24 protein-coding genes are annotated in these 22,574 nt (G+C 72.6%); 18 read left to right on the forward strand and 6 right to left on the reverse strand.

The features are described from left to right. The first annotated feature begins 7 nt into the window (after window positions 1–7). The 8 genes from ACU4ZT_RS07355 (at window position 8) to ACU4ZT_RS07390 (ending at window position 6,775) form a co-directional block, all read left to right on the forward strand. Complete coding sequence (locus ACU4ZT_RS07355) at window positions 8–1,012, forward strand: DUF6177 family protein (protein ID WP_414748027.1); 1,005 nt, start codon at window positions 8–10, stop codon at window positions 1,010–1,012. Beyond that, entirely contained in the window at window positions 1,009–1,380 is a 372-nt protein-coding gene (locus ACU4ZT_RS07360) for a hypothetical protein (RefSeq protein WP_445338550.1), read from the forward strand. The genes ACU4ZT_RS07355 and ACU4ZT_RS07360 overlap by 4 nt, the downstream gene beginning before the upstream one ends. A 31-nt stretch (window positions 1,381–1,411) precedes the next feature. Then, window positions 1,412–1,732, forward strand: coding sequence for a DUF6507 family protein (locus ACU4ZT_RS07365; RefSeq protein WP_445338552.1), 321 nt, complete (start codon window positions 1,412–1,414; stop codon window positions 1,730–1,732). Further along, window positions 1,729–4,005, forward strand: a complete 2,277-nt coding sequence (locus ACU4ZT_RS07370; protein ID WP_445338554.1) for a hypothetical protein — start codon at window positions 1,729–1,731, stop codon at window positions 4,003–4,005. The genes ACU4ZT_RS07365 and ACU4ZT_RS07370 overlap by 4 nt, the downstream gene beginning before the upstream one ends. A 130-nt stretch (window positions 4,006–4,135) precedes the next feature. Continuing rightward, entirely contained in the window at window positions 4,136–4,534 is a 399-nt protein-coding gene (locus ACU4ZT_RS07375; protein ID WP_414748024.1) for a hypothetical protein, read from the forward strand. A 302-nt stretch (window positions 4,535–4,836) separates the two neighbouring features. Beyond that, window positions 4,837–5,355, forward strand: coding sequence for a hypothetical protein (locus ACU4ZT_RS07380; RefSeq protein ID WP_270980345.1), 519 nt, complete (start codon window positions 4,837–4,839; stop codon window positions 5,353–5,355). 318 nt (window positions 5,356–5,673) lie between these two features. Next, window positions 5,674–6,258: a hypothetical protein gene (locus ACU4ZT_RS07385; protein ID WP_270980344.1), complete on the forward strand. Its 585-nt coding sequence runs from the start codon at window positions 5,674–5,676 to the stop codon at window positions 6,256–6,258. Continuing rightward, window positions 6,233–6,775, forward strand: a complete 543-nt coding sequence (locus ACU4ZT_RS07390) for a hypothetical protein (RefSeq protein ID WP_445338556.1) — start codon at window positions 6,233–6,235, stop codon at window positions 6,773–6,775. The genes ACU4ZT_RS07385 and ACU4ZT_RS07390 overlap by 26 nt, the downstream gene beginning before the upstream one ends. A gap of 16 nt (window positions 6,776–6,791) precedes the next feature. Here ACU4ZT_RS07390 and ACU4ZT_RS07395 read toward each other — a convergent pair whose 3' ends face one another. The 3 genes from ACU4ZT_RS07395 to ACU4ZT_RS07405 form a co-directional block, all read right to left on the reverse strand. Next, on the reverse strand, window positions 6,792–8,240 hold the full coding sequence (locus tag ACU4ZT_RS07395) for a phytoene desaturase family protein (protein ID WP_270980341.1): 1,449 nt from the start codon (window positions 8,238–8,240) through the stop codon (window positions 6,792–6,794). A 9-nt stretch (window positions 8,241–8,249) separates the two neighbouring features. Continuing rightward, window positions 8,250–9,248: an SDR family oxidoreductase gene (locus ACU4ZT_RS07400; protein WP_063072716.1), complete on the reverse strand. Its 999-nt coding sequence runs from the start codon at window positions 9,246–9,248 to the stop codon at window positions 8,250–8,252. A gap of 97 nt (window positions 9,249–9,345) precedes the next feature. Further along, a complete protein-coding gene (locus tag ACU4ZT_RS07405; RefSeq protein ID WP_445338558.1) occupies window positions 9,346–11,034 on the reverse strand; it encodes a long-chain-fatty-acid--CoA ligase in 1,689 nt (562 codons plus the stop codon). A 152-nt stretch (window positions 11,035–11,186) separates the two neighbouring features. Between ACU4ZT_RS07405 and ACU4ZT_RS07410 the strand changes: the two genes are divergently transcribed. Beyond that, window positions 11,187–12,518, forward strand: coding sequence for an MFS transporter (locus tag ACU4ZT_RS07410; protein ID WP_063072718.1), 1,332 nt, complete (start codon window positions 11,187–11,189; stop codon window positions 12,516–12,518). Here ACU4ZT_RS07410 and ACU4ZT_RS07415 read toward each other — a convergent pair. Beyond that, window positions 12,506–13,435, reverse strand: a complete 930-nt coding sequence (locus tag ACU4ZT_RS07415; protein ID WP_063072719.1) for an oxidoreductase — start codon at window positions 13,433–13,435, stop codon at window positions 12,506–12,508. The genes ACU4ZT_RS07410 and ACU4ZT_RS07415 overlap by 13 nt on opposite strands. Before the next feature lie 167 nt (window positions 13,436–13,602). Here ACU4ZT_RS07415 and ACU4ZT_RS07420 point away from each other — a divergent pair, with 167 nt between their 5' ends. Next, entirely contained in the window at window positions 13,603–13,971 is a 369-nt protein-coding gene (locus tag ACU4ZT_RS07420; protein WP_063072720.1) for a hypothetical protein, read from the forward strand. After that, window positions 13,968–15,185 (forward strand): M20/M25/M40 family metallo-hydrolase, encoded by a 1,218-nt coding sequence (locus ACU4ZT_RS07425; RefSeq protein ID WP_414748017.1) that lies wholly within the window; start codon window positions 13,968–13,970, stop codon window positions 15,183–15,185. Before ACU4ZT_RS07420 ends, ACU4ZT_RS07425 begins: the two co-directional genes overlap by 4 nt. A 39-nt stretch (window positions 15,186–15,224) precedes the next feature. Here ACU4ZT_RS07425 and ACU4ZT_RS07430 read toward each other — a convergent pair whose 3' ends face one another. After that, window positions 15,225–15,731 carry a metallophosphoesterase family protein gene (locus ACU4ZT_RS07430; protein ID WP_063072721.1) on the reverse strand — a complete coding sequence of 169 codons (507 nt, stop codon included), beginning with the start codon at window positions 15,729–15,731 and terminating at the stop codon, window positions 15,225–15,227. 112 nt (window positions 15,732–15,843) lie between these two features. On the opposite strand from ACU4ZT_RS07430, the gene ACU4ZT_RS07435 reads away from it, so the two are divergent. The 7 genes from ACU4ZT_RS07435 (at window position 15,844) to ACU4ZT_RS07465 (ending at window position 21,245) form a co-directional block, all read left to right on the forward strand. After that, window positions 15,844–16,458: a sulfite oxidase-like oxidoreductase gene (locus ACU4ZT_RS07435; RefSeq protein WP_445338561.1), complete on the forward strand. Its 615-nt coding sequence runs from the start codon at window positions 15,844–15,846 to the stop codon at window positions 16,456–16,458. Window positions 16,459–16,490: 32 nt separating this feature from the next. Then, window positions 16,491–17,219 (forward strand): FAD-binding oxidoreductase, encoded by a 729-nt coding sequence (locus tag ACU4ZT_RS07440; protein ID WP_445338563.1) that lies wholly within the window; start codon window positions 16,491–16,493, stop codon window positions 17,217–17,219. Window positions 17,220–17,322: 103 nt separating this feature from the next. Continuing rightward, window positions 17,323–17,856 (forward strand): DUF1697 domain-containing protein, encoded by a 534-nt coding sequence (locus ACU4ZT_RS07445; RefSeq protein ID WP_414763299.1) that lies wholly within the window; start codon window positions 17,323–17,325, stop codon window positions 17,854–17,856. Window positions 17,857–17,979: 123 nt separating this feature from the next. Beyond that, window positions 17,980–18,975 (forward strand): oxygenase MpaB family protein, encoded by a 996-nt coding sequence (locus ACU4ZT_RS07450; RefSeq protein ID WP_414763300.1) that lies wholly within the window; start codon window positions 17,980–17,982, stop codon window positions 18,973–18,975. Between the two features lie 98 nt (window positions 18,976–19,073). Continuing rightward, window positions 19,074–20,351 carry a DNA polymerase IV gene (locus ACU4ZT_RS07455; protein WP_063072726.1) on the forward strand — a complete coding sequence of 426 codons (1,278 nt, stop codon included), beginning with the start codon at window positions 19,074–19,076 and terminating at the stop codon, window positions 20,349–20,351. A 26-nt stretch (window positions 20,352–20,377) separates the two neighbouring features. After that, the gene (locus ACU4ZT_RS07460) at window positions 20,378–20,824 is read left to right on the forward strand and encodes a hypothetical protein (protein ID WP_063072727.1); all 447 of its coding nucleotides are present in this window, start codon (window positions 20,378–20,380) and stop codon (window positions 20,822–20,824) included. Between the two features lie 220 nt (window positions 20,825–21,044). Continuing rightward, entirely contained in the window at window positions 21,045–21,245 is a 201-nt protein-coding gene (locus ACU4ZT_RS07465; RefSeq protein ID WP_414748014.1) for a hypothetical protein, read from the forward strand. Window positions 21,246–21,260: 15 nt separating this feature from the next. On the opposite strand, the gene ACU4ZT_RS07470 is transcribed toward ACU4ZT_RS07465, so the two are convergent. Continuing rightward, window positions 21,261–22,574 carry a UDP-glucose dehydrogenase family protein gene (locus ACU4ZT_RS07470; protein ID WP_414748013.1) on the reverse strand — a complete coding sequence of 438 codons (1,314 nt, stop codon included), beginning with the start codon at window positions 22,572–22,574 and terminating at the stop codon, window positions 21,261–21,263.

The raw sequence follows: 22,574 nt of genomic DNA on the forward strand, positions 1-22,574 counted from the left end.
TCACCGCATGAGCGACACCGTCGCGGATGCGACACCGGCCGTCACCCATCCCCTCATCGAGGAGATGGGTGACGGCTTCCTCGTCATCCGCAGCACCGCGCGGATCCTGCACCTCAGCGCCCTCCGGTCCGGCCTCCTGGCCGACGCGGGGGCAGCCGCGAAGCGCGTGCTGATCGTGACGCCACCGCAGACGCGGCTCACGTTCGCGATGCTGCAGGCGCTGCGGCTCTTCGACGGCCGATGGGCCGTCTCCGCCGGCGACGGGCTCCGTCTCGCCGGCACGGACACGCTGATCGCCGGTCCGTCGGAGGCGTGGACGGCGGCGGCGGCCGCGGGGGAGCGCCGTCGCGACGGCGCGTCCGCCGCCTGGACGCAGGTCACCGTGAGCGCCCGGTACGTGGACGCGTCCGCGTTCGAGGCGGGACGCGTCGCCGAGGTCGTCGCCTCGGAGACGGGAACCCGGCTGGAGGGCTGGGGCGCGATCGAGCCCGCGGCGTCGGACTGGTCGCCGCGGGGCATGACCGAGTGGGTGCGCGGACGGTTGCCGGACGTCTCGCGGATCGTCGTCCACGGGTCGGGAGCCAGCGGCACCCTCCGGGCCTGGCAGGCGCCCTCGGGGATCTACGAGGAGACGAAGCTGGTGGTGCGCGGCGCGATCCCCGCGGAGGGAGCGGCCCGGCTGATGCGGCGTCTGCACGGCGTCGCCCAGATCCAGTTCGCCTTCGCCGTCGCCATGGCGGGGGCGGAGGACCTGACCTTCTCCGCCGACCCCCCGCACGCGGTCGAGCCGCGCGCGGCCCTCGTCGGCCCGCGCGCGGTCCGCGACTGGGCCTTCCCCACGGCGGATCTGGAGGCCGCCGGCGTGCTGACGCGCATCGGGCATCCGCGCACGCCGTCCCTGCTCCTGCAGTTCGGGAGCGGACCGGCGCCAGCGTGGGCCGACCTCGAGACCGCGCTCCGCGCCTTCGGGCCGGAGACCGTCGTCTCGGCCCTGGCGGGGGAGACCCCGTGAACGGCGAGTGGGTGATCCTCTCGCCCCGGCCCGTCACCGTCGGCGAGTGCGTCGTCGGGGCAGCTGCCACGGATCCGGACCTCCGGATCGCCTCGCTCTGGGACGGGGGAGCGGTGCTCCTCTCGAACCTGCGCGGCGGGCAGCTCACCGTGACCGGCTCCCGGCCGCTCGAGCACGCGGGCGACGCCGTTCGGATCCTCGGCGTCGGCGTCGAGCCGGCCACGCACTGGACGGAGGCGCACGCGCGCGGCTGGGGAGCGGAAGACGCCGGGGCGCTCATCACCGCGATCGCCGCCGCGGCGGACGGTCACGCGCATCGACTGAGCACAGAAGGGCACGGTGGATCGGAGGTCGAGCTACAGCATTGACCCCGCGGGGGTGTCGGCCGTCGTGAAGGACGTGCAGGACGCGGCCGGGGCGCTCGTGGAGGCGTTCTCGAGCCTGGAATCCGCGGAGACGGACGTCACGAACGGCACGTCGGACTGCGTCGAGGTCGCGACCGCCGTTTCGGCGCTCCTGCAACGGGAGGCACCGAGGATGACGACCGTGGGCAACCGCATCTCGGCGTGCCTGCTCGGCGTGTCCACCGCCACGGCGGACTACGTCGCGGCCGACGACACCATGTCGGAAGACGTGCGGGCGGCGCAGACGCACGCGGTGGAATCCGCGGGCTCGGGCGACTTCAGCTGGTTCACCGAACGGTCGGGCGTCCAGCGATGATGCCGAGCGACTCCGGCGGATACGCGGATCTGATCCGCCGTGCCGCTGCGAGCTTCACCTCCGCATCCACGGCGGTGACCACGCACGGCGCTGACGTGGTGTCGAAGTGGTCGGGCATCTCGGCCTCGTACCGGGCACCCGAGGCCCCGAGCCTCATCGAGACGATGGCGCCGGTGAAGACGGGCACGGAGTCGCTGAGCGCGGTGTTCCTCGCAGCGTCCCACGCGCTCACCGCGTTCGCGGACGAGGTGGACCGGATCAAGCCGGAGCTGCTGCAGCTCACGGGCGAGGCCGAGCAGTTCATCACGAGTGTCGTCGGCACCACGGCTGAGGGCACGAAGATCTTTGACTACATCCCGGAGTTCGCGGACAGGAACAACGACCTGATGCGGCGCGTCGCGGCGCAGGTGGATGCGCTGGCGCACGCCCGCGACACGTGCGTGGCCGCGCTCTCCGGGCTGGATTCCCCCATGTACTGGCTGTCCCGCGGAGCAGGGCAAGGGCCGGCCGCGCCAGCCGCCTTGGACACGAGCATCGGGACGGTGCTGCCTTTCGGGACGATGAAGGAGCGGTCCTGCCAGGAGGCGCAGGCGCACGGCGCGCAGGATGCCTTCCGAGAGTCGGTGAAGGGTGGGCTGGCCATGGTCGGCTTCAACGCCCACACCCGAAAGGCATTCGACGGGGACCTCGCGCTCAACTCGTGGCGGGGAGCCGCGGCATCCGTCTACCTGGTGACGACGTTTGTGCTGCCTTCGCCTCTCACGGATCCCGGCGAGGGCGCTCCGGATCTACTGAAGACGTTGGCGCCGAGATTCCGGGCGCAGAGGGGGCAGGTGGTGGAGGGGTTCCTCGGAAGCGAGGAGGCCTGGAAGACGAACCCGGGTCGGGCATTGGGCGGATTGGAGTTCAACGTCGGGAGCGTGCTCATGCCGGGCGCGGAGGCGGGTGCGGGGCTGAAGGTCCTGGCGAGCGGTGCGCGCGGTCTGCGGTTCGGGGCGCGCGCCACGGAGATGGGTGCCGAGGGTGCCGCCGATGCGGCTCGTGCGGGGGAGGCATCATCGGGGCTAGGGCGTGTGCTCAGGGGCACCGGCGCGGTGTCGGGACGGGTCGGGGATCTCGTGGCGGGTGTGTCGCGGGGTGTGGAGTCGTCGGTGTCGGGATCCGTGACGGGGTTCCGGGATCTGCTGGCGCGGGTGCCGAAGGTGAGCGTTCGCGTAGAGCACATGGTGACGCCGGACGGGATGCGGGTGCCGACGGGTGTACGTCTCAATATAAATCACGATGCGGCATCGGAAGCAGTCTCCGAGGCAGCGCGATCTACCCAACGGGGTGTAGGCGGTGATGGTGGCCCCCAAAAGCAGGATTCAATATCGTCTCGAGATTTCGGAGGACCGATCGATGCTGCCCTGGCCGATAAGGGGCCACGGATTGATCGCACCGCCGAGACGGTTGACTCATCTTCTGAGCCTTGGAAACCCCAAGTTTCGGATGGTGAACTGGTCGCGAAGAGCGGTAACATTGACGTGTTCGGAGATATGAGTCCAGGGGGCGGGCGGCGGCTCAGTTCTCAGACATTTGGCCATCAACAAGACTTCTCCGGAGCGCAACATGCGCTCGCGGGTCCAGACGGGTCGACTCAGGGGCACTTGCCACACAGCGACGATCACTCAACTATCGAGTCCACCGAGGACCGAAGCGCACACGGTGTAGAAGATTCCGGGCGACATGACAGCCCGATGGAGAAAGACAGCTTGCCACCGGGGGAGTCGACTGACGATGTGGGCGCCACACCCAAGCTCAGGGGTCTGGAATTAGTGAGAGCGCAGCTAGCGGATCCCAACACGGACCCCTGGCGAATACCCTTGCTTAAGGGGCAGGAATTTAATTACCTGAATCACCTCGAGCATGGCGATAATGAGTTGCGCCTGGTTCATGTGGAGGCGAAGCAGGTCACCTCGTCTGAGGGTGTGGTAACGAATATCCGGGAAAAGATTGTAATAGTAGATTCGTACCTCAAAGAGAGCGAGATTATTTCCCGTAAGTTTACACAACTTAGTCGCATCAACATCAGGAGCGTGCAGGCGTATCTTCGCGAAGCCGTGATAAAGTACCCGCCAGGAACGCGAATTGCCGGAACCGATGAGTACATCGACGGAGCCCTTATCCTGCAAATCCCGCCGCAGATCGATCCAGTTCCTATGGAAGTCCTCGAGTACGCGGCCGGCTTGGAGCCGCCTGTTATCATCCGTGACACACTAGGATATGTGTATTGAGCGAGCCTGAAGATCGGAAATTCACATGAGATACATCTACTGCAACCGGTGGAGTGATAGGCGGCGAGCGCCACACGGTGAACTTACTGTGAGCGAGGCCCGTAGTATTTATACCGGGGAGCAGCCGGGGATGGGGGGATGGTTCAGCATCGGCGCAGTTAGCGATGAAGATGTGCTGATGGGCGTTCTTGAAGTGCTTCCGTTTGCGGCACATGTGCGTACGAGAATTCTCGACCAATTTAATAGGAGCTGCCTGACGTACAATTTCAAGAATCTCGATGAACGTCTTTTTCTTGCTCAGGTTTCAGAGCGCCGGTATCCAGATGCGGATCGATACATGGGCTTGAATGAAGCCGTGCAAGTAGAAACTATCCAATTCGACCCGAAGGATAATACAATGAAGCGGGCGATTCGTGATCTACAAAAGGCCACCGTTGAGACGATGGAATATCGGGATGTGGATCTTCGGGCCAACTGGGAGCCTATCCCCGAATTCGGTCACTGGAGTGCATTGGTTCGCCTTCGCTGAACGGTCACATTGCCACTCACGGTGCTCGAGCAGGTGAAAGCGTTACGTGTCGCGTGAGCGCATGAATTGCACCCGACCGCGGAATATTACAGCGCATGGCTGCATCTGATCGATGAATGGAATAAACAAGTCCCCACCGTCATGGCGCGATTCAGCGCCATTGTCGTGGCGCGTGCTGAGCCTGTTACGCATTCCAAACTTAAGGCACGCAGTCGGCTCAGGCGAGGAGCCCTATGCTGCCATGGGTCCAGATTCACCGAGTGCAACGCCAAGCGTGCTTTTACATTGAGAGTGGTGTATTCATGGACTACGAATACTGCCACCGATGGGACACCGCGTCGCGAACGCCGGATGATCCGATCTCTGAAGAAGAGGCGGAGCGGCGCTTCAGGGGTGAGGTCGCGGAACCGCATCACTGGTTCTCGGTCTTTGCTTCAAAGCATCCGGGCGTAGAGGGAGTGGCGCCCGAATATCTGTTGGAAGTTCTACCCGGAGCGTCGTATATCAATGTGAAGTTCCTCGATCCGTACTGCAATGAGCGATATGGCTACGGATTCACGCCATTGCATGATTCGCTCTTCATGAGCCACGGGACGGAGCACAGGTATCCCGGAAAGCCTCAGCATCATGGCCTCGATGAGGCGATTTACGTCGCGCAATACCTGTATAAGCTCGATGGGTACGCCAAGGAGGTCGTGATGGACGATTCTGATCCATTGACGCACGTGTCGGAATACCGCGATGTCGACGTGTCGAAGCATTGGGAGCCGGTACCCGAGTTCGGTGCCTGGGAGTCGTTGGGGAAGTTCGGTCGCTGGTGATCACGCGCATCAGCGAGTAGACGAAGGCGCATGGTGTGAAGGGCGATCGAACCGATCGGACTGGCTCCGCGTGCACGTCGAGCACTGATGTGAGGTCGCGCTAGAGCATCGCTGCGGTCACGCGAGTCGATCCCCTTCAAAGGTTCGTGGGCGATGGGGTCCGACGGTGACCCAGCCGAGCCGCTCGCGGTGTGCAGGCAGTCGAGGGCCGCATGCGGTCCATTCCTGGGGATCCGACCGACGCCGTCACGGCGCTTCGGCCACCCTGAGCACCGGAGACCCGCCCGTCTCCCGGACCACCGAGGAGCGCTCATCACCATGGACTTCCCACCCCCTGCGCAGGACTACCACTCCGGCTTCGGGGTCGCGCGGGAGGCGGCGCCGATCGGCGGCAGGCCCGTCCTCGAGATCGCGGCCCAGGCGGAGGTCGTCCCCCAGCCCCTCCTCGATGAGGCGACCGAGAAGCGCGTGATCATCCGCACGGTCGAGGGCCGCATCCTCAACTCGGTGCTCCTCGAGGACGGCGTGATGGCGCCGTCGCCGGCCCCGTCGCTGGTGCCGCCGCTCCCCGCCGGCTTCCGCCGGCCGTGGCAGCGGGCCCTGCAGGCGACGCTCGTCGTGAACACCTACATGTCGGATCAGGAGATCATCTCGAAGCCGCGCGTGCAGATCGGTCGGCTGTCCGCGGAGAAGGCACGGGCGTTGATCGACGATCTGGTGGCCCTGTACCACCCCGGTCAGGCGGGCGACCGCGTGGGCGAGCTCGACGGCGACCTCGTGCTGGAGCTCCCCGTGCAACGTCGGCGCCTCCCGCCCGCGTTCCTCGAGCACGCGCGGGAGCAGGACGTCATCGTGCGCGACGCGCGAGGAAGGGTCCATGAGCCCGAGCCGGGGGAGCGGTGACGTGATCTACGTGTACTGCGCGCGGTGGCACCACGGCAGGGGCCGGCCCATCGACGTGATGACCGAGGAGGAGGCCTGGCTGCGGTACGCGGCGCGGGTCCCCGGGCCCGCCAACTGGTTCACCGTGGCCGCCTGGCACGACGGCCGTGACGTGACGACGCCGCCGGACTTCCTGCTGGAGGTGATGCCCTACGCCGCGTGCATCAAGGCGCGCTACCTCGATGAATGGCACCGGATCCGGTACAGCTTCAGCCTCACGCGCACTGGCGACCAGCTGTTCAAGAGCCAGGTGGTGGAGCACCACTACCCGGCCGTCGAGGGATACCTGCGACGGAAGGACGCCGTGCTCATCGAGAAGTTCCAGTACCGCGAGGACGGATGCGGGCGCTGGACCCGCACCGACTGCGTGCGCGACGACGTCGAGGTGCGGGAGTACCGGGAGGTGCCGGTCGACGAGATGTACGAGATCGTCCCGATGTTCGGCGCGTGGGAGCACGTGGGGCGCTGGCGCGGCTAGGCCGGGAGCCGGCGGATCACGACGAGAGGTCCGGCCCCCGCGTGATCCCGAACTCGTGCCGCAGCGCGCTCCGCGCCGCCTGGTACCCGGCCATGCCGTGCACGCCCGGGCCGGGCGTCGCCGAGCTCGACGCGAGGTAGACGCCCGCGGTCGGCGTGCGCCACGGGTCCGGCGACAGCACCGGACGCGCCAGCAGCTGCCAGACGCTCGCGGCGCCGGCCGCGATGTCGCCGCCGATGTAGTTGGGGTCGTGCTCCTCCATGCCGACCGCGTCGATGCTGGAGGAGGCGAGGATGAGGTCGCGGAATCCGGGGGCGAAGCGCTCGATCTGGCGCGTGATCGCCTCGGTCTGGTCGACCGTCGATCCCGCGGGCACGTGCGTGTACGCCCACAGCACGTGCTTCCCCGCGGGCGCGCGGCCGGGATCGTCGATGGAGGGCTGCGCCACGAGCACGTACGGATCGTCGCTGTGCCGCCCCGCGGCCACGTCGCGCTCGGCGGCCTGGATCTCCGCGCGCGTGCCGCCGACGTGGAGCGTGCCCGCGCGGCGGAGCTCGGGATCCGTCCACGGCACGGGACCGGAGAGCGCGAAGTCGACCTTGGAGGCCGCGTTGCCGTAGCGGAAGCGGCGGAGGGCGCGGAGGTAGCCGGCGGGCAGGCGATCGCTCGCGATGCGCGCGAGGGCGCGCGCGCTGGTGTCGAACAGCACCGCGCGGGCGGCGGGCAGCTCGCGGAGCCGGCGGACCTCGGATCCCGTGATCACCTCGCCGCCGTGGGCACGCAGGTCGGCGATCATGGCGTCGACGATGGACTGGCTGCCGCCGACCGGCACCGGCCAGCCGCGGGCGTGGGCGTACGCGCCGAGGGAGAGCGCGGCGGCGGCGGTCGACACGCTCGGCATGGTCTGGATCGCATGGGCGGCCACGCCGGTGAACATGGCCGGCGCGACGTCGCCGCGGAACCGCGCATTCCAGACGGGGGAGCCCTGCTCGAGCGCGCGGAGGCCGAGCCGGATCGCGGTCGGCGGGTGGCGCGGCACCTGGAGCAGCGGGCCGTTCGTGAACTGGGCGACGCGGTCGGCGGATGCGGCGAGCGGCCCCATCAGCTGCCGCCACGCCCGGCCGTCCACGCCGAGCGCGTCGGCGGTGCGGTCGATGTCGCGGTAGGCGATGCCCGAGCGACCGCCGTCGAGCGGATGCGCGTAGGAGATCTCCGGCACGACGAGGTCGATCCGCCGGTCGAGCTGGAAGGCGCGGAAGAACCCGGAGGCGAGCGCCATCGGGTGCACGGCCGAGCAGATGTCGTGGTGGAAGCCGGGGAGAGTGAGCTCGGCCGTGCGGCTGCCGCCGCCGACGGTGTCCGCCCGCTCGTGCACCTGCACGGAGAGGCCGGCCCGGGCCATCGTCACGGCCGCGGCCAGGCCGTTCGGTCCCGATCCGACCACGATCGCGTCGATGTCACCCATGCGTCGAGGCTATCGGCGCCGGAGCGCGGCGACCCCGGCGACGACGCCGGAGAGGAGGGCGCCCGCGCCGATCGCGACGGTCGTGGCGCGGTTGCGGATGATCCAGACCTGCGGGCTCGTCATCCGCGCCCGGTCGCTGAAGATGCCGCGCGCTCCGTGATCGCCCGCGGTGGGCGTGTAGAGGTTCGTCGTGAGCATGGGCTGCGTCTTGTCCTCGGCCTGCTGGCCGGAGTAGCCCGTCTTCGCGAGGTAGCCGTCGAGCCAGTTCGCCACGAAGCGGTTCCCGAGCACGGTCATCACGGTGGGCTCGCCGACCCAGTTGCGGCGCTTCGGCTTCTCGGCGACCGCGGCGATGGCCTGCGCGCCCACCTCGGGCTCGAAGATGGGCGGCACCGGTTGCGGGTGGTGCGGCAGCTGCGACTTGACCCAGTTGAACTGGATCGTGTTGAGGGCGGGCATGTCGACCGTGGAGATCTTCACGGCGCTCTCGTTGTGGATCAGCTCGGTCGTCACCGACTCGGTGAAGCCCTGCACGGCGTGCTTCGCGGCGCAGTACGCGGCCTGCAGCGGGATCCCGCGGTGGGCGAGCGCGGAGCCGACCTGGATCACGTGGCCCCGGTCGCGCGGCACCATCCGGGAGAGCGCGGCGCGCGTGCCGTTGACGAAGCCGAAGTAGTTGACCGCCGTGGCCCGCTCGAAGTCGGCGGGGTCCGTCGTGAGGAACTCGCCGAAGACGCCGACCATGGCGTCGTTGACCCAGAGGTCGATGGGGCCGAGCTCGTCCTCCACGCGGTCGGCGGCGGCCTCGACGGCCAGGCGGTCGGCGACGTCGGTGGAGATCCCGAGGCCGCGGCGTCCGCGCGCCTCGATGTCGGCGACGGCTCCCGCGAGCCCGTCCTCGCCGCGCGCGAGGACGGCGACGTCCCAGCCGCGGTCCGCGAGCTCCCGGACGGTGGCCCGTCCCAGTCCCGCGGATCCTCCCGTGACGACGGCGATGCCTCTGGTCATTGCGCTCCTTCGATGGTTGGTGCACGAAACGTGCTTGTCCACCGTAGGACCGCGGTGCCCCGCGGAGGCGTCGCGGCCGGGACCTGCCAGGCGGCGGTCAGCCTTCGCGCTGCAGCTCCTCGCGCACCTGGCGGCGGAGCACCTTGCCGATGAGGGAGGTCGGCAGCGCGTCGACCCGCACGACGCGGCGCGGGACCTTGTAGGCGGTCAGGTGCGCGCGGCAGTAGGCGCGGATCGCGGCCTCGTCGAGGGTCGCGCCGGGATCCAGCACGACCGCGGCCGTGACGTCCTCGCCGCCATCCGCCGACGGGAGACCGACCACGGCGACGCCCTGCACGCCGGGGGCGCCGCGCACGACGTCCTCGACCTCGCTGGGCGAGACGTTGAAGCCGCCCGTGATGATGAGCTCCTTCATCCGGTCGACGATGGTCGTGAAGCCGTCGGCGTCGACGCGCACGATGTCGCCCGTGCGGAACCAGCCGCCCTCGAGGAGCGCGGCGCGCGACTCGTCCGGGCGGCGCCAGTAGCCCTGGAACACCTGCGGGCCGCGGATGAGCAGCTCGCCCTCCTCGCCGGGGGCGCGGTCGACCGTCGGGTCCTCGGGATCCACGACGCGCACCTCGGTGCTCGGGAACGGGACGCCCACGGTGCCGGGCCGCCGGGACGGGCCGATGGGGTTGCCGAGCGCGACGGGCGACGTCTCCGTGAGGCCGTAGCCTTCGACGAGGTAGCCGCCCGTGAGGCCCTCCCACAGCTCGACGGTGGCGACGGGCAGGTTCATGGCCCCGGAGATCGCGAAGCGGACGCCCGTGAGGTCGACCCGCTTCTCCTTCGCTCCGCGTGCCAGGCGCTCGTAGATGGGCGGCACGGCGGGCAGGAACGTCGGCGGGTGCTTCCGCGCGGCGGCGAGCACGAGGTCCACGTCGAACTTCGGGAAGAGCACCAGCCGGGCGCCGATCGCCATGGCGAAGGTGAGGCAGAGCGTGAGGCCGTAGGCGTGGAACATGGGCAGCACGCCGTAGACGGTCTCGCCGCCGTCGGCGAGGCCCGGCACCCAGGCGCGGCCCTGCATCGCGTTGGCGTGCAGGTTGCGGTGGGTGAGGATCGCGCCCTTGGGGCTCGCCGTGGTGCCGCTCGTGTACTGGAGGATCGCCACGTCGTCGAGCGCCGGCCGCGGGCGGGAGGCGGCGATGCGGCGGTGGTCGACGAGCTGCTCCCACGTGACGGTGTCCGTGACGGGCGCGGTGATCGCGGCCCGGGCGCGTCGGGCCGCGGGTACCGGCAGGCGGAGCTTGAGGCGCATGGCGAGCGGCATGGCGGCCGGCAGGTCGACGGAGACGATCGTGTCGACGGGCACGTCGCGCGGCATGTCCTGGATCGTGCCCACGACGGTGTTCCAGGCGATCGCGACGCGAGCGCCGTGGTCCTCGAACTGGTGGCGGAGCTCGCGCGGCGTGTAGAGCGGGTTGTGCTCGACGACGATGGCGCCGAGCCGCAGCACCGCGTAGAACGCGATCACGTGCTGCGGGCAGTTGGGCAGCACGAGCGCGACGCGGTCGCCCTTCTTCACGCCGAGCTTGCGCAGCCCCTCCGCGGCGCGGCTGATCAAGTCGCCGAGCTCCCGATAGGTCGTCTCGCGCCCGAAGAACTCCAGCGCGACGGCCTTGGCGTGCCGCTGGATGCTGCGCTCGACCATGTCGCCGAGCGATCCGACGACGTGCGGGATGTCCGCCGACACCCCGTCCGCGTAGCTGCGTACCCAGGGGCGGTCGGCGTCGAGGCTCATGTCCCCACCATAGGGAATGCGGCCGGGTGGGACCCGGGCGCGACCGCGGATCGGCCAGGCGCGCCAGGGTGGGGGACGGGCCGCGGCGACGACGGCGGATGCCCCTACCGTGGCACCGGCCGCCGACGGCGAGCCGCGGGACGGGGAGCGGGATGACGGGACGCGATGCGCGGAGCGGCATCGCCCGCGCCCTGCGGACGGTGGGCGCGGGTCACCTCGCCGCATGGAGCGCGCTGCCGCGGCCCGTGCGCGTCCTCATCGCGGCCCGGAGCGTGAACCGGCTCGGCGCGGCCACCCTGCCGTTCCTCGCGGTCGTGCTGACCGGGCAGATGGGCGCCTCCGTCGCCGCGGCGGGCGCCGTGGTGGCGCTCTTCGGCGCGGCGACGATCCCGTCCCGGCTGCTGGGCGGCCGGCTGGCGGACGCCGTGGGGCGGCGGACCGCCATCGTGACGGGCCTCGTGCTGACGGCGGTCTGCCAGCTGGCGCTGGCCGCAGCGCCCGACCTGCGGACGGCGGCCGTGGCGGCGGTGCTCCTCGGACTGTCCTTCGAGCTCTACGAGCCGGCCAGCCAGGCCCTCGTCGCGGACCTCGTCGAGGGGGACGGGGACCGGGTCGCGGCGTACGGGATGCTGGCGGCGTGCCTCGCCGCGGCGGGCGTCCTCGCGGGCGTCCTCGCCACGGCCGTCGGCGGCGTCGACCTCCGTCTCCTCTTCGTGGCGGACGCGGCGAGCTGCCTCGCCTGCGCTGCCCTGGTGCGCCTCGGCCTGACGGCCCCGGCCGCGGGACCCAGGGCATCGGCGGATCGGGCTGCGGACTCTCGCACGCGCAGCGGGGTGGCCCACGGCGGCGCGATGGCCGACGACAGCGCCGCGCGGTCGCCATGGCGCGATCCGGTCCTCCTCGGCATGCTCGCCTCGGGCACCGGCTTCGCGGTCCTCTACCTCCAGCTCGACGTGCTCCTGCCCCTGACCCTCGCGGCGCGGGGGACGGAGCCGTCGCGGGCCGGCCTGCTGTTCGCGCTCTCCGCGCTCGTCGTGGTGCTCGGACAGCCGCTGCTCCGGAGCGGGCCCCTGTCGCGTCTCCGTCCGGGGCCCGCCATGGCGCTCGGCTTCGCGCTGCTGGGCACCGGCTTTGCCGTGACCGGCTCCGCCGGCGGTCCGCTCGGGCTGGCGGCCGCCGCCGTCGTGTGGAGCGTCGGCGACCTGCTCCTGCTCGGACGCGCGCCCGCGCTGGTCGTCGCCCTGGCGCCGGTCGCCTCCCGGGCCCGCTACCTCTCGGCGTACGGCGTGAGCTGGGGCATCGCCGCGATGGTCGGACCGCTCCTCGGCACCCAGCTGCTGGCGCGCATCGGCGTGGCCGGCACCTGGGTCGCGCTTGGCCTCGGGGGAGTCGCGCTCGCCCTCGTGCAGCCGCTCGTCGTGCGCCGCGTGGCCGCCCGGTCGATCGGCCGTCGGGCGGGCCGCTCCGCGGATCAGGCCGGGTAGACCACGCCCGTCAGCTGCTCGGACGCGTCCCACAGCCGGCGGGCGAGCTCGGCGTCCTTCGACCACGGGCTCGACGCGGCGAGGTGCGGCATGCCGCTCATGCCCCCGGCGCCCGCGGGTCCGTAGTAGTCGCCCGGGTGCACGCCGAGGCCCGTCGCCGCCTGGATCTGCGGCAGGGCGCCCACGCGCACGTCCTGGCCCAGGGCGGCCGGGCCGAACTTCGCGGCGAGGTCGCTCATCACGCCCTGCGGGCCGGACCCGGGGCCGTTCTTCGCGAGGTTGGTCGACGTGACGCCGGGGTGCGCGGCCGCGGCGGTGAGCCCCCAGCCGCGCTCGTCGGACAGCGCCTGCAGGCGGCGCATGAACAGCAGGTTGGCGAGCTTCGCCTGGCCGTACGCGGCCCACGGGCTGTAGCGCTCCTCCGACTGGAGGTCGCCGAACGCGATGCGCCCCATCCAGTGCGCGAGGCTCGACACGACGACGACGCGCGGGGCGTCGGCCGACTGGAGCGCGGGCAGCAGGAGGCCCGTCAGGGCGAAGTGGCCGAGGTGGTTCGTGCCGAGCTGGAGCTCGAAGCCGTCGCGGGTCTCGCGGCGGTCGGGCGGGGCCATGACGCCCGCGTTGTCGACCAGGATGTCGATCGGCCCGGCCTCGATCTCGCGTGCCGCGAAGGCGCGCACGGAGGCGAGGTCGGCGAGGTCGAGGGAGCCGACCTCCACGTGGACGCCGGGGTGGCGGTCGCGGATCGCGCCCGCCGCGTCCTCGCCGCGCTCCGGGTCGCGCGACGTGAGGACGACGGAGGCGCCGGCCGCGGCGAGGCGGCGTGCCGTCTCGAGGCCGAGGCCGCTGTTGCCGCCGGTGACGACGGCGCGCTTCCCGTCGAGCGGGCTGATGATGATGTCGGTGGGACGGGGCACGCGGACTCCTCATTGCGGGTGGGATCCCCACGCTAGCCGCCGCGGCCGGGCGTCGTCCGTGCGGCGGGCGGGGCCGGGCGCGCCGGATGCGCCGGACGGGCTCCCCGTGACCGCGGCGGGCCGCGTGCCGGGCGGCGGCGGGGAGCGTCCGATGGGACGATGGGCGCATGTGGATGAGACGCGGCCGGGACGGTTCCGAGGACGAGCGCGGCGGTGAGGGCACGCACGCGATCGGCGTGGGCGCCGTGGTCGTCATCGTCGACGGCGCCGCCGCGACCGGCGACGCGACGCTCGCGGGCGAGCCCGTGGGCCTCGTGGTCGCATCCGCGTCCGACGGGCTCCGCAGCGTCAGCCCGGTGCCGACCGCCCGCGGCCGCGCCTGGCTCGTGGAGCTCGGCGCCGACGAGGACGAGAGTCCCGGCCGCCGGGTCGTGGTGCCGCAGAGCGCGCTGCGTCTCGCGGACGACGCCGACGCGGCCGACGCCGGAGCGGGCGCGCCCGTGCTGCCCGCCGACGACCTGCCGCCGCGCCCGTGAGCGAGGCGGCCATCCCCGGCCCGGCGGACCCGTCCGCCGTCGACCCCGTCGACCTCGCCGCCGACCTCATCCGCATCGACTCCACGAACCCCGACCTCGTCCCGGGCGCCGCGGGGGAGGCCGCGGTCGCCGCGCACGTCGCCGCCTGGCTCCGCGCCCGCGGCTTCGCCGTCCGGATCCTCGAGGACGTACCCGGCCGCCCCACCGTCCTCGCGACCGCGGCGGGCACGGGCGGCGGGCGCACCATCCTGCTTGACGGGCACCTCGACACCGTGCCGCCCGGCGACCCCGAGCGCGGCGGCCTCCTGCCGCGCGTCGAGGACGGCCGCCTGCTCGGCCGCGGCGCGTTCGACATGAAGGCCGGGCTCGCGGCGATGATGGTCGCCGCCGACCGCGCCCGGCGGATCGGCACGCGCGGCGGCATCGTGCTCGCCCTGGTCGCCGACGAGGAGTTCGGCAGCATCGGCACCGAGGAGGCGCTCCGCACCCTGGCCGCCGACGGCACGGTCGTCGACGGCGCCGTGATCTCGGAGCCCAGCCAGTCCGAGGCGATCGTCGCCCACCGCGGCTTCGGCTGGTACGAGATCCGCCTGCGCGGACGCGCCGCGCACGGCTCCATGCCCGAGCAGGGCGTCGACGCCATCGCGCACGCCGGCCTCGTGCTCCGCGAGCTGGACGCCCTCGGCGCGCGGCTCGCGGCGGGCCCGCGGCACCCGCTGCTCGGCACGGGTGCGGTGCGCGTATCGCGCATCCACGGCGGCACGGACGCCGCGACCGTCGCCGAGGCCTGCACGCTCACCGTCGAGCGGCGCTACCTGCCCGGCGAGAGCCCGGCGGGCGTGGAGGCGGAGCTGCGGCGGATCCTCGACGCCGTGGTCGCCCGCACGCCCGATATGGACGCCGAGCTGGTGCCGCTCGTCGCCCGCGCGGCCTTCGAGGCCGACGTCGACGGACCGCTGGCCCGCGCCGTCCTCGACAGCGGCGCGCGCGTCACCGGCGCACCCGTCGCGCACCGCGGCGAGCCGTTCTGGACCGACGCCGGGCTCGTGCAGGAGGCCGGCATCCCGTGCATCCTGCTCGGCGTCACCGGCGGCGGCGCGCACGCGGCCGAGGAGTGGGCCGAGGTCGCCTCGGTCCGCGTGCTCGCGGACGTGCTCGAGGGCGCGATCCTCGACTTCTGCGGTCGAGCGGACGCTGCGGACCCGACGGCCTGAGGTCGCGCCCGCCGGGCCCGACCCGGCGGCGGCGGCGCGTCAGTCCCGCGTCGCCGACCGGACGAGCTCCACGTCGAGCCGCCCGGCGTCGGCCGTCGCGGTCATCCAGGTGAAGTCGGGCTGGCGCCGCCGGTCGGTGGGGGAGCCGGGGTTCAGCAGCCGGAGGCCGGCGGGCGTCACGGTGTCCCACGGGATGTGGCTGTGGCCGAACACGAGCACGTCGGTCTCGGGGAAGGCCGCGTCCATCCGCCGCTCGCGTCCCGTGGACGCGCCCGTCTCGTGCGTGACGGCGATGCGGATCCCCTCCACGACCACGCGCGCCGTCTCGGGCAGACGCGCCCGCAGCCCCGCGGGGTCGTTGTTGCCCCAGCACGCGACCAGCCGCCGCGAGCGCGCCTCGAGCGCGTCGAGCGCGGGCTCGTCGACCCAGTCGCCGGCGTGGATCACGAGGTCGGCGGCCTCGACCGCCCGCCACAGCGCCGCCGGGAGGTCCTTCGCGCGCTTCGGGAGGTGGGTGTCGCTGAGGAGGACGAGCGATGCGGTCACGCGACCACGCTACGCGCCGGGTGTCGTCGGGGGCGTCACCGGGCGGCCGCCGGGCGGGCGGGCGCGGCATGATGGACGGGACCCGTCCCCGACCGCCCTCCAGGAGGCGCGCATGACCGGCATCACCCGCGGCTTCGTCGGCCGCCCCCGGAAGGGCCCGGCCGACCGCCTCCCGCCCGGCCAATACGACACCGGGGGCGGCTGGCCCGTCCTCACGGCGGAGGCGGTGCCGAACCTGCCGGAGTCGCGCTGGTCGATCGCCGTCGACGGCCTCGTCGAACGGCCGACGATGTGGGACTGGGACCAGGCGCACGCGCTGCCCCGCTCCGAGTACGCGGGCGACATCCACTGCGTCACCACCTGGACCCGGCTCGACACGCGCTTCGCCGGCGTCAGCGTCGACACCCTGCTCGACGCCGCCGGCCCGCTGCCGGAGGCCCGCTTCGTCCTCGCGACCTCGCACTCCGGCTACACGACGAACCTCCCGCTGGAGGACCTCCGCGGCGGCCGCGCGTGGATCGCGTTCGAGGCCGACGGCCGCCCGCTCACCGCCGACCACGGCGGACCCGCGCGGCTCCTCGTGCCGCACCTCTACTTCTGGAAGAGCGCCAAGTGGATCGCGCGCCTCACGCTGCTCGACCGCGACCGGCAGGGGTTCTGGGAGCGCAACGGCTACCACGACCGCGGCGACCCGTGGCGCGAGCAGCGCTACCAGGGCGACCGCTGAGCGCGCTCGCGGGCGCGTCCCCGGCCGACCACGTGCCCGCCGAGCCCGTCCTGCCCGCCGTCCCCGCCTCCGTCGGCGGCGAGTGGCGCACCGCGACGATCACGGCGCTCGAGCACCCGACGCCCGGCACCGTGCTGCTGCGGTTCGACGTGCCCGACCGGATCCCGCACCTCCCCGGCCAGCACTGCGTCGTGCGCCTGCGCGCGGAGGACGGCTACGTCGCGCAGCGCTCGTACTCGATCCTGTCGGCGCCGCACGAGCGGGGGATCGAGCTGCTCCTGGAGCGCTACGAGGACGGCGAGGTCAGCGGCTTCTTCGCCGAGATCGCGCGGGTCGGCGACGAGATCGAGATGCGCCTCCCCATCGGCGGCTTCTTCGTCTGGGACGGCGCGACGCCCGCGGTCGCGCTCGGCGGCGGGACGGGCGCGGTGCCGATCGTGTCGATGATCCGCCACGCGCGGCACCTCGGCGTCCCCGGGCTCGTGCGCGCCGCCGTCTCGGCGCGGACCGCTCACGACGTGCCGTGCCGCGGGGAGCTCGAGGCGGCCGGCGCGCTCGTCGCGACGACGCGCGAGCGGCACGGGGAACGGGGCTTCGGCCGGCTCCGGCCGGAGGAGGTCGCCGATCTCGCGGCGGGAGCGCGCGTGGCGTTCGTCTGCGGATCCACCGCCTTCGCCGGCGGGGCGACGCGCCTCCTCCTCGACGCGGGCGTCCCGCGGGAGGCGATCCGGGTGGAGCAGTTCGGCCCGTCCGGCGACTGAGCCCGCGCGGACGCCCGTCCGCGTGGCGTCCCGCCTTTCCGTCCGCGCCGATCCCGGGCCACACTGGTCCGGACGGCGAGGGCGCCGGGGGAGCGGGTGCCGGATGGAGCGGTCGGTCGTGCTGCTGCGCGGGATCAACGTCGGGCGGGCGAAGCAGGTGCCCATGTCCGCGCTCACGCAGGCGCTCGAGGGCCTCGGCTACACCGGCGTGCGGACGCACCTGCGCAGCGGGAACGCCGTCGTCGACCACGTGCGCCCGGCCGGGCGGGGCGCCGCGGTCGCCATCGAGGACGCGGTGCGCCTCGCCACGGGCGTGACCGCCGACGTGCACGTGGTCGGCGCGGACGACTTCCGCGCCATCGCCTCGGCGATCCCCTTCGCCGGCGTCGCGGACGACCCGTCCCTGCTCCTCGTCTCCTTCCTCGATCGGCCGCTGCGTCCGGCGCCCGCGCCCCCGTCCGCGGAGGGCATCGCGCCCGACCTGGTGCGCGTCGCCGAGCGCGCGGTGTACTCCTGGCACCCGGACGGCGTCTCGCGCTCGCGCATCCCCGCCTCCTTCTGGCGCGGCCTCGGAGCCTCCGTCACGGCGCGGAACGCGCGCACGGTCGCGGCCCTCGTCGCCCTCCTCGACGGCTGATCCGCCGCACAGCCGACATGGCCCCCGCACGGGGGACGCGTCCAGGGAGCCGTCACGCCCCCGTTCGGGATCCGTGCCGCGGGGACCTCCCCAGGCTGGGAAACGCGGGATAGGTTCGATGACGTGAGCAGATACGCGGACCGCTGGAAGTCCCACATCCTGGAGACCTTCTCCGCCGACTCCGAGGGGCGACCCCAGTGGATCCAGGACCTGGAGAAGGGCGACGACGCGGGCTGGTTCGGCCCGGGATCCGCCGTCTGGTCCGTCCACGGCGGCATGCCGTCGCTCGTCGCCGGGATCCGCGCGCTCCTCATGCAGACCCTGCATCCGGGCGCCATGGCGGGCGTGCACGACTGGTCGCGGTACCGCGAGGATCCGCTCGGCCGACTCGCCGGCACCGTGCGCTGGGTGGTCACCACCTCGTTCGGCGACCGCGACACGGCCGTCGACGTCAGCCGGCGCGTCCGCGGGTACCACCGCAAGGTCCAGGGCACCTTCGTGGACGGACACGGCGTCGAGCGCCCCTACAGCGCGAACGACCCCGACCTCCTGTCCTGGGTGCACATCGTCTTCACCGACGCCTTCCTCAGCACGCACATGCAGTGGGGTCCGCCGATCCCGGGCGGCCCCGACCGGTACGTGGCCGAGTGGGCCAAGGCGGGCGAGCTGATGGGCGTCGAGGCGCCGCCGCGCTCGCACGCCGAGCTGCACGCGCAGATCGACGCCTTCCACGACCAGGGCATGCTCCGCGCGGACGAGCGCACGCGCGAGACGATCTCGTTCCTCCGTGAGCCGCCGCTGCGCCCGTCGATGCTCCCTGCCTACCGGGTGCTCTTCGCGGGAGCCGTCGCCTCGCTCGAGCCGCGGTACCGCGAGCTGCTCGGCCTCGACCGCGCCTCCTTCGGCCCGTTCCCGCTGCCGGCGCTGGCGTCGACGCGGGTGATGCTGGGCGTGGCCGGCCGCGTCATGGGGGCGCAGTCGACGAGCCACGAGGCGGCGCTCAAGCGCATCGCGCGGCTCGAGGACGAGCGGAACGGGCGGCGGGACGGCGGCGTCGACGTCGCCGCGGAGGCGGAGTGCGACGACGACGCCGGGCACCGCGCCCAGCCCGCCGCCTGATCCGCGCCGCGCGCCGCGACCCTCCGCCCGCGCCGCGCCGCGCCGCGGCTCCGCCGACGTCGACCGATGTCGGCGGCCCGGGCTAGCGTGAGGACGACATGAGCAGGCAGGACGGATCGACGAGGCGCACGTCCGACGCGAGCGCGGACGACTCCGAGGCGACCATCCTCCACATCGACATGGACGCGTTCTTCGCCGCCGTCGAGCTGCTCGAGCGGCCGGAGCTCCGCGGCACGCCCGTCATCGTGGGCGGCTCGGCGGGGCGCGGCGTCGTCACGAGCGCCACGTACGAGGCGCGCCGGTTCGGGGTCCGGTCGGCCATGCCCATGGCGCAGGCCCTCCGTCTCTGCCCGCAGGCCACGGTCATCGGCGGGCACATGGAGAAGTACGCGCACTGGTCGAAGGTCGTCATGGGGATCTTCCGCGACGTCACGCCGCTCGTGGAGCCGCTGTCCATCGACGAGGCGTTCCTCGACGTGGCCGGGGCGCGGAACCTGTTCGGCTCGCCCGCGGAGATCGGCGCGATGATCCGCCGCCGCGTCCACGCGGAGACCGGCCTCACCTGCTCGGTCGGCGCCGCGTCCACCAAGTTCGTCGCCAAGCTCGCGAGCACCCGCTGCAAGCCGGACGGCCTCCTCGTCATCCCGGCCGCCGAGACGCTCCCGTTCCTCCACGCGCTGCCGGTCGGCGCGCTGTGGGGCGTGGGGAAGACCACCGAGGAGGCCCTCCTCCGCCGTGGCCTCCGCACGGTGGCCGACATCGCCGACACGCCCCTGCCCGCGCTGCAGTCGATGCTCGGCGAGTCCGCGGGCGCCCGGCTGCACGACCTCTCCTGGGGACGCGACCCGCGACGCGTCAGCACGCACCGCGAGGAGAAGAGCATGGGGCACGAGAACACGTTCTCCGACGACGTGGCGGATCCGGCGATCGTGCGCCGCGAGCTCCTCGGCCAGGCCACGCGCGTCGCGGAGCGGCTGCGGCGTGCCGGGCTCACCACGCGCACCGTGTCGCTCAAGCTCCGCTACTCCGACTTCCGCACCATCACGCGCTCGCGCACGCTGTCCGAGCCGACGGACGTCGCGCGGCGCATCTACGACGAGATCCGCGAGGTCTACGAGCAGGTCGCACGCCCGGGCGACCGGATCCGGCTCGTGGGCGTGCGGGCCGAGCAGCTCGACGACGCCGACAACCGGGCCGTCGCGCTGTGGGACGCCGACGAGGGCTGGCGCGAGGCCGAGCGCACGGTCGACCAGGCAGCGGCGCGCTTCGGCCGGGGCGCCATCGGGCCGGCGTCGCTCCTGCGGCGGCCCGGCGCGGACGGTACCACGGCATCGGATCCGCGCTCCGCGCCCTCGGGACGCGATAACCTCCGGTGACATCCGCCCTACTGACGAGGACCACCGTGACCGATCCCGCCGCGCCCGCATCCGACGACCAGCCCGCAGCTCCCGCGCCTGCCGCACCGGCGGCGCCGTCCGTGCAGCCGCACCCGAGCGCGTCCGCCCCGGCCGCCCCGCCGTACGGCCTCGCGCCCGCACCGGTGCCGCCCGCCCCGGCGGCGGTGGCCTGGGGCCAGCCCGTCTACGCGGCCGCGCCCCCCAAGGGCATGAGCCTCACCTCGATGATCCTCGGCCTCGTCTCGGTCTTCTTCTTCTGGACGTTCCTGTGCCCGCTCATCGGCCTGGTCTTCGGCGTCATCGGCATCCGCAAGGAGCCGGCCGGCCGCGGGTTCGCCATCACCGGCCTCATCCTCAACGGCCTGCTGCTGCTCATCCCCGTGGCCATCGGGATCTCGATCATCGTCGCGGGCGGCGCGCTCATGGGCTTCGCGGCGACCACTCCGCGCTGATCGGGCGCGCGCTCCACGGAAGCGTGGATGACGCGCTCCCCGGAGCGCGACATCGGCTACTCTCCCGCGTCACCCACCCGACGCGAGGAGAGCCGTGGACGTCCGCCGCCCCGATCCCGATCCGCCTGCCGGCCGCCCGTCCGATCCACGCTGGCCTCAGCCGGCTCCGGTGGACGTGGGCGGGCTCGTCCCTCAGCAGAAGGGGCTGGCGACGTCCTCGGTGATCATCGGACTCGTCTCGCTCGTCGCCGGGTTCACCGTCGTGTGCCCGCTCGCGGGACTCGTCGTGGGGATCATGGCCCTGTGCAGCGAGCCCGACGGGCACGACCGCGCGATCGCCGGGATCCTGCTGAACGGCGCTGTCCTCGCCGCCCTGGTGAGCGTGCTCGCGATCATCGTCGGGGCGTTGGCCCAGGGGTGATCCGACCCGCGAGGACTAGGGCCGGCCCATGCCGCGGTAGCGCCAGCCGGCCGCGCGCCATGCGACGGGATCCAGGCAGTTGCGGCCGTCGACGATCACGGGCGTGGCCACGATGGCCTTGAGCTCCGCGGGGTCGATGGCGCGGTACTGCTTCCACTCGGTGAGCAGCATGACCACGTCGGCGTCGCGTGCGGCCTCCTGCCACGTGTCCACGTAGGTGAGCTCCGGGAAACGGCGGCGCGAGTTCTCGTTCGCGTACGGATCCGTCGCCAGCACGCGCGCACCCTGCAGCTGCAGCTGCGCGGAGATGCTGAGCGCGGGGGAGTCGCGCACGTCGTCGGACTCCGGCTTGAACGCGAGGCCGAGGACGGCGACGTTGCGGCCGAGCAGCGATCCCCCGCACACCTCGCGCGCCACGTCGACCGCGCGGACGCGGCGGCGCATGTTGATGGAGTCGACCTCGCGGAGGAACGTCAGCGCCTGGTCCGCCCCGAGCTCGCCGGCCCGGGCCATGAAGGCCCGGATGTCCTTGGGCAGGCAGCCGCCGCCGAAGCCGACGCCAGCGTTGAGGAAGCGGCGCCCGATGCGGTCGTCGTACCCGATGGCGTCCGCGAGCTGCGTGACGTCGGCGCCCGTCGCCTCGCACACCTCGGCCATGGCGTTGATGAACGAGATCTTGGTCGCGAGGAACGCGTTGGCGGAGACCTTGACGAGCTCGGCGGTCTCGTAGTCGGTGGTGACCCGGGCCGTGCCGGCGCCGATCGCGGTGGCGTAGACCTCGTCGAGCACGGCGCGGGCGGCCTCGCCCTCCTCGCCCGCGGGGAGCCCGTAGACGAAGCGGTCCGGCGTGAGGGTGTCCTCCACCGCGAAGCCCTCGCGCAGGAACTCGGGGTTCCACATGAGCGTGGCGCCGGGGACGCGGGCGTGGACGCGCTCGGCGAGCCGGCGGGCCGTGCCGACGGGGACGGTCGACTTGCCGGCGATGACGTCGCCGTCGGCCAGGTGCGGGATCAGCGCGTCGACGGCCGCGTCGACGTACGTGAGGTCGGCCGCGTTCTCGCCGCGCTTCTGGGGCGTGCCCACGGCGATGAAGTGCACGCGGGCCCCGGCGGTCTCGGCCGCGTCGGTGCTGAACCGCAGGCGCCCGGTCGCCAGCTGCTCGCTGAGGAGCTCGGGGAGGCCCGGCTCGAAGAAGGGGGCGACGCCCTGCTGGAGCGAGGCGATCTTGGCGGCGTCCACGTCGATGGCCACCACGTCGTGCCCGAGCCGGCTCATGCAGGCCGCGTGCACGGTTCCGAGGTAGCCGCAGCCGATCACTGAGATGCGCAA

Source organism: Clavibacter davisi (assembly GCF_052751415.1).

What these genes read in the sequence shown, in the direction of transcription:
- ACU4ZT_RS07445 (WP_414763299.1), top strand. Translation starts at nt 17,323, where the DNA reads ATGGAGCGGTCGGTCGTGCTGCTGCGCGGGATCAACGTCGGGCGGGCG.
- ACU4ZT_RS07410 (WP_063072718.1), top strand. Translation starts at nt 11,187, where the DNA reads ATGACGGGACGCGATGCGCGGAGCGGCATCGCCCGCGCCCTGCGGACG.
- ACU4ZT_RS07355 (WP_414748027.1), top strand. Translation starts at nt 8, where the DNA reads ATGAGCGACACCGTCGCGGATGCGACACCGGCCGTCACCCATCCCCTC.
- ACU4ZT_RS07405 (WP_445338558.1), bottom strand. Translation starts at nt 11,034, where the DNA reads ATGAGCCTCGACGCCGACCGCCCCTGGGTACGCAGCTACGCGGACGGG.
- ACU4ZT_RS07380 (WP_270980345.1), top strand. Translation starts at nt 4,837, where the DNA reads ATGGACTACGAATACTGCCACCGATGGGACACCGCGTCGCGAACGCCG.
- ACU4ZT_RS07455 (WP_063072726.1), top strand. Translation starts at nt 19,074, where the DNA reads ATGAGCAGGCAGGACGGATCGACGAGGCGCACGTCCGACGCGAGCGCG.
- ACU4ZT_RS07435 (WP_445338561.1), top strand. Translation starts at nt 15,844, where the DNA reads ATGACCGGCATCACCCGCGGCTTCGTCGGCCGCCCCCGGAAGGGCCCG.
- ACU4ZT_RS07375 (WP_414748024.1), top strand. Translation starts at nt 4,136, where the DNA reads ATGGGGGGATGGTTCAGCATCGGCGCAGTTAGCGATGAAGATGTGCTG.
- ACU4ZT_RS07420 (WP_063072720.1), top strand. Translation starts at nt 13,603, where the DNA reads ATGTGGATGAGACGCGGCCGGGACGGTTCCGAGGACGAGCGCGGCGGT.
- ACU4ZT_RS07390 (WP_445338556.1), top strand. Translation starts at nt 6,233, where the DNA reads ATGAGCCCGAGCCGGGGGAGCGGTGACGTGATCTACGTGTACTGCGCG.
- ACU4ZT_RS07400 (WP_063072716.1), bottom strand. Translation starts at nt 9,248, where the DNA reads ATGACCAGAGGCATCGCCGTCGTCACGGGAGGATCCGCGGGACTGGGA.
- ACU4ZT_RS07395 (WP_270980341.1), bottom strand. Translation starts at nt 8,240, where the DNA reads ATGGGTGACATCGACGCGATCGTGGTCGGATCGGGACCGAACGGCCTG.
- ACU4ZT_RS07385 (WP_270980344.1), top strand. Translation starts at nt 5,674, where the DNA reads ATGGACTTCCCACCCCCTGCGCAGGACTACCACTCCGGCTTCGGGGTC.
- ACU4ZT_RS07370 (WP_445338554.1), top strand. Translation starts at nt 1,729, where the DNA reads ATGATGCCGAGCGACTCCGGCGGATACGCGGATCTGATCCGCCGTGCC.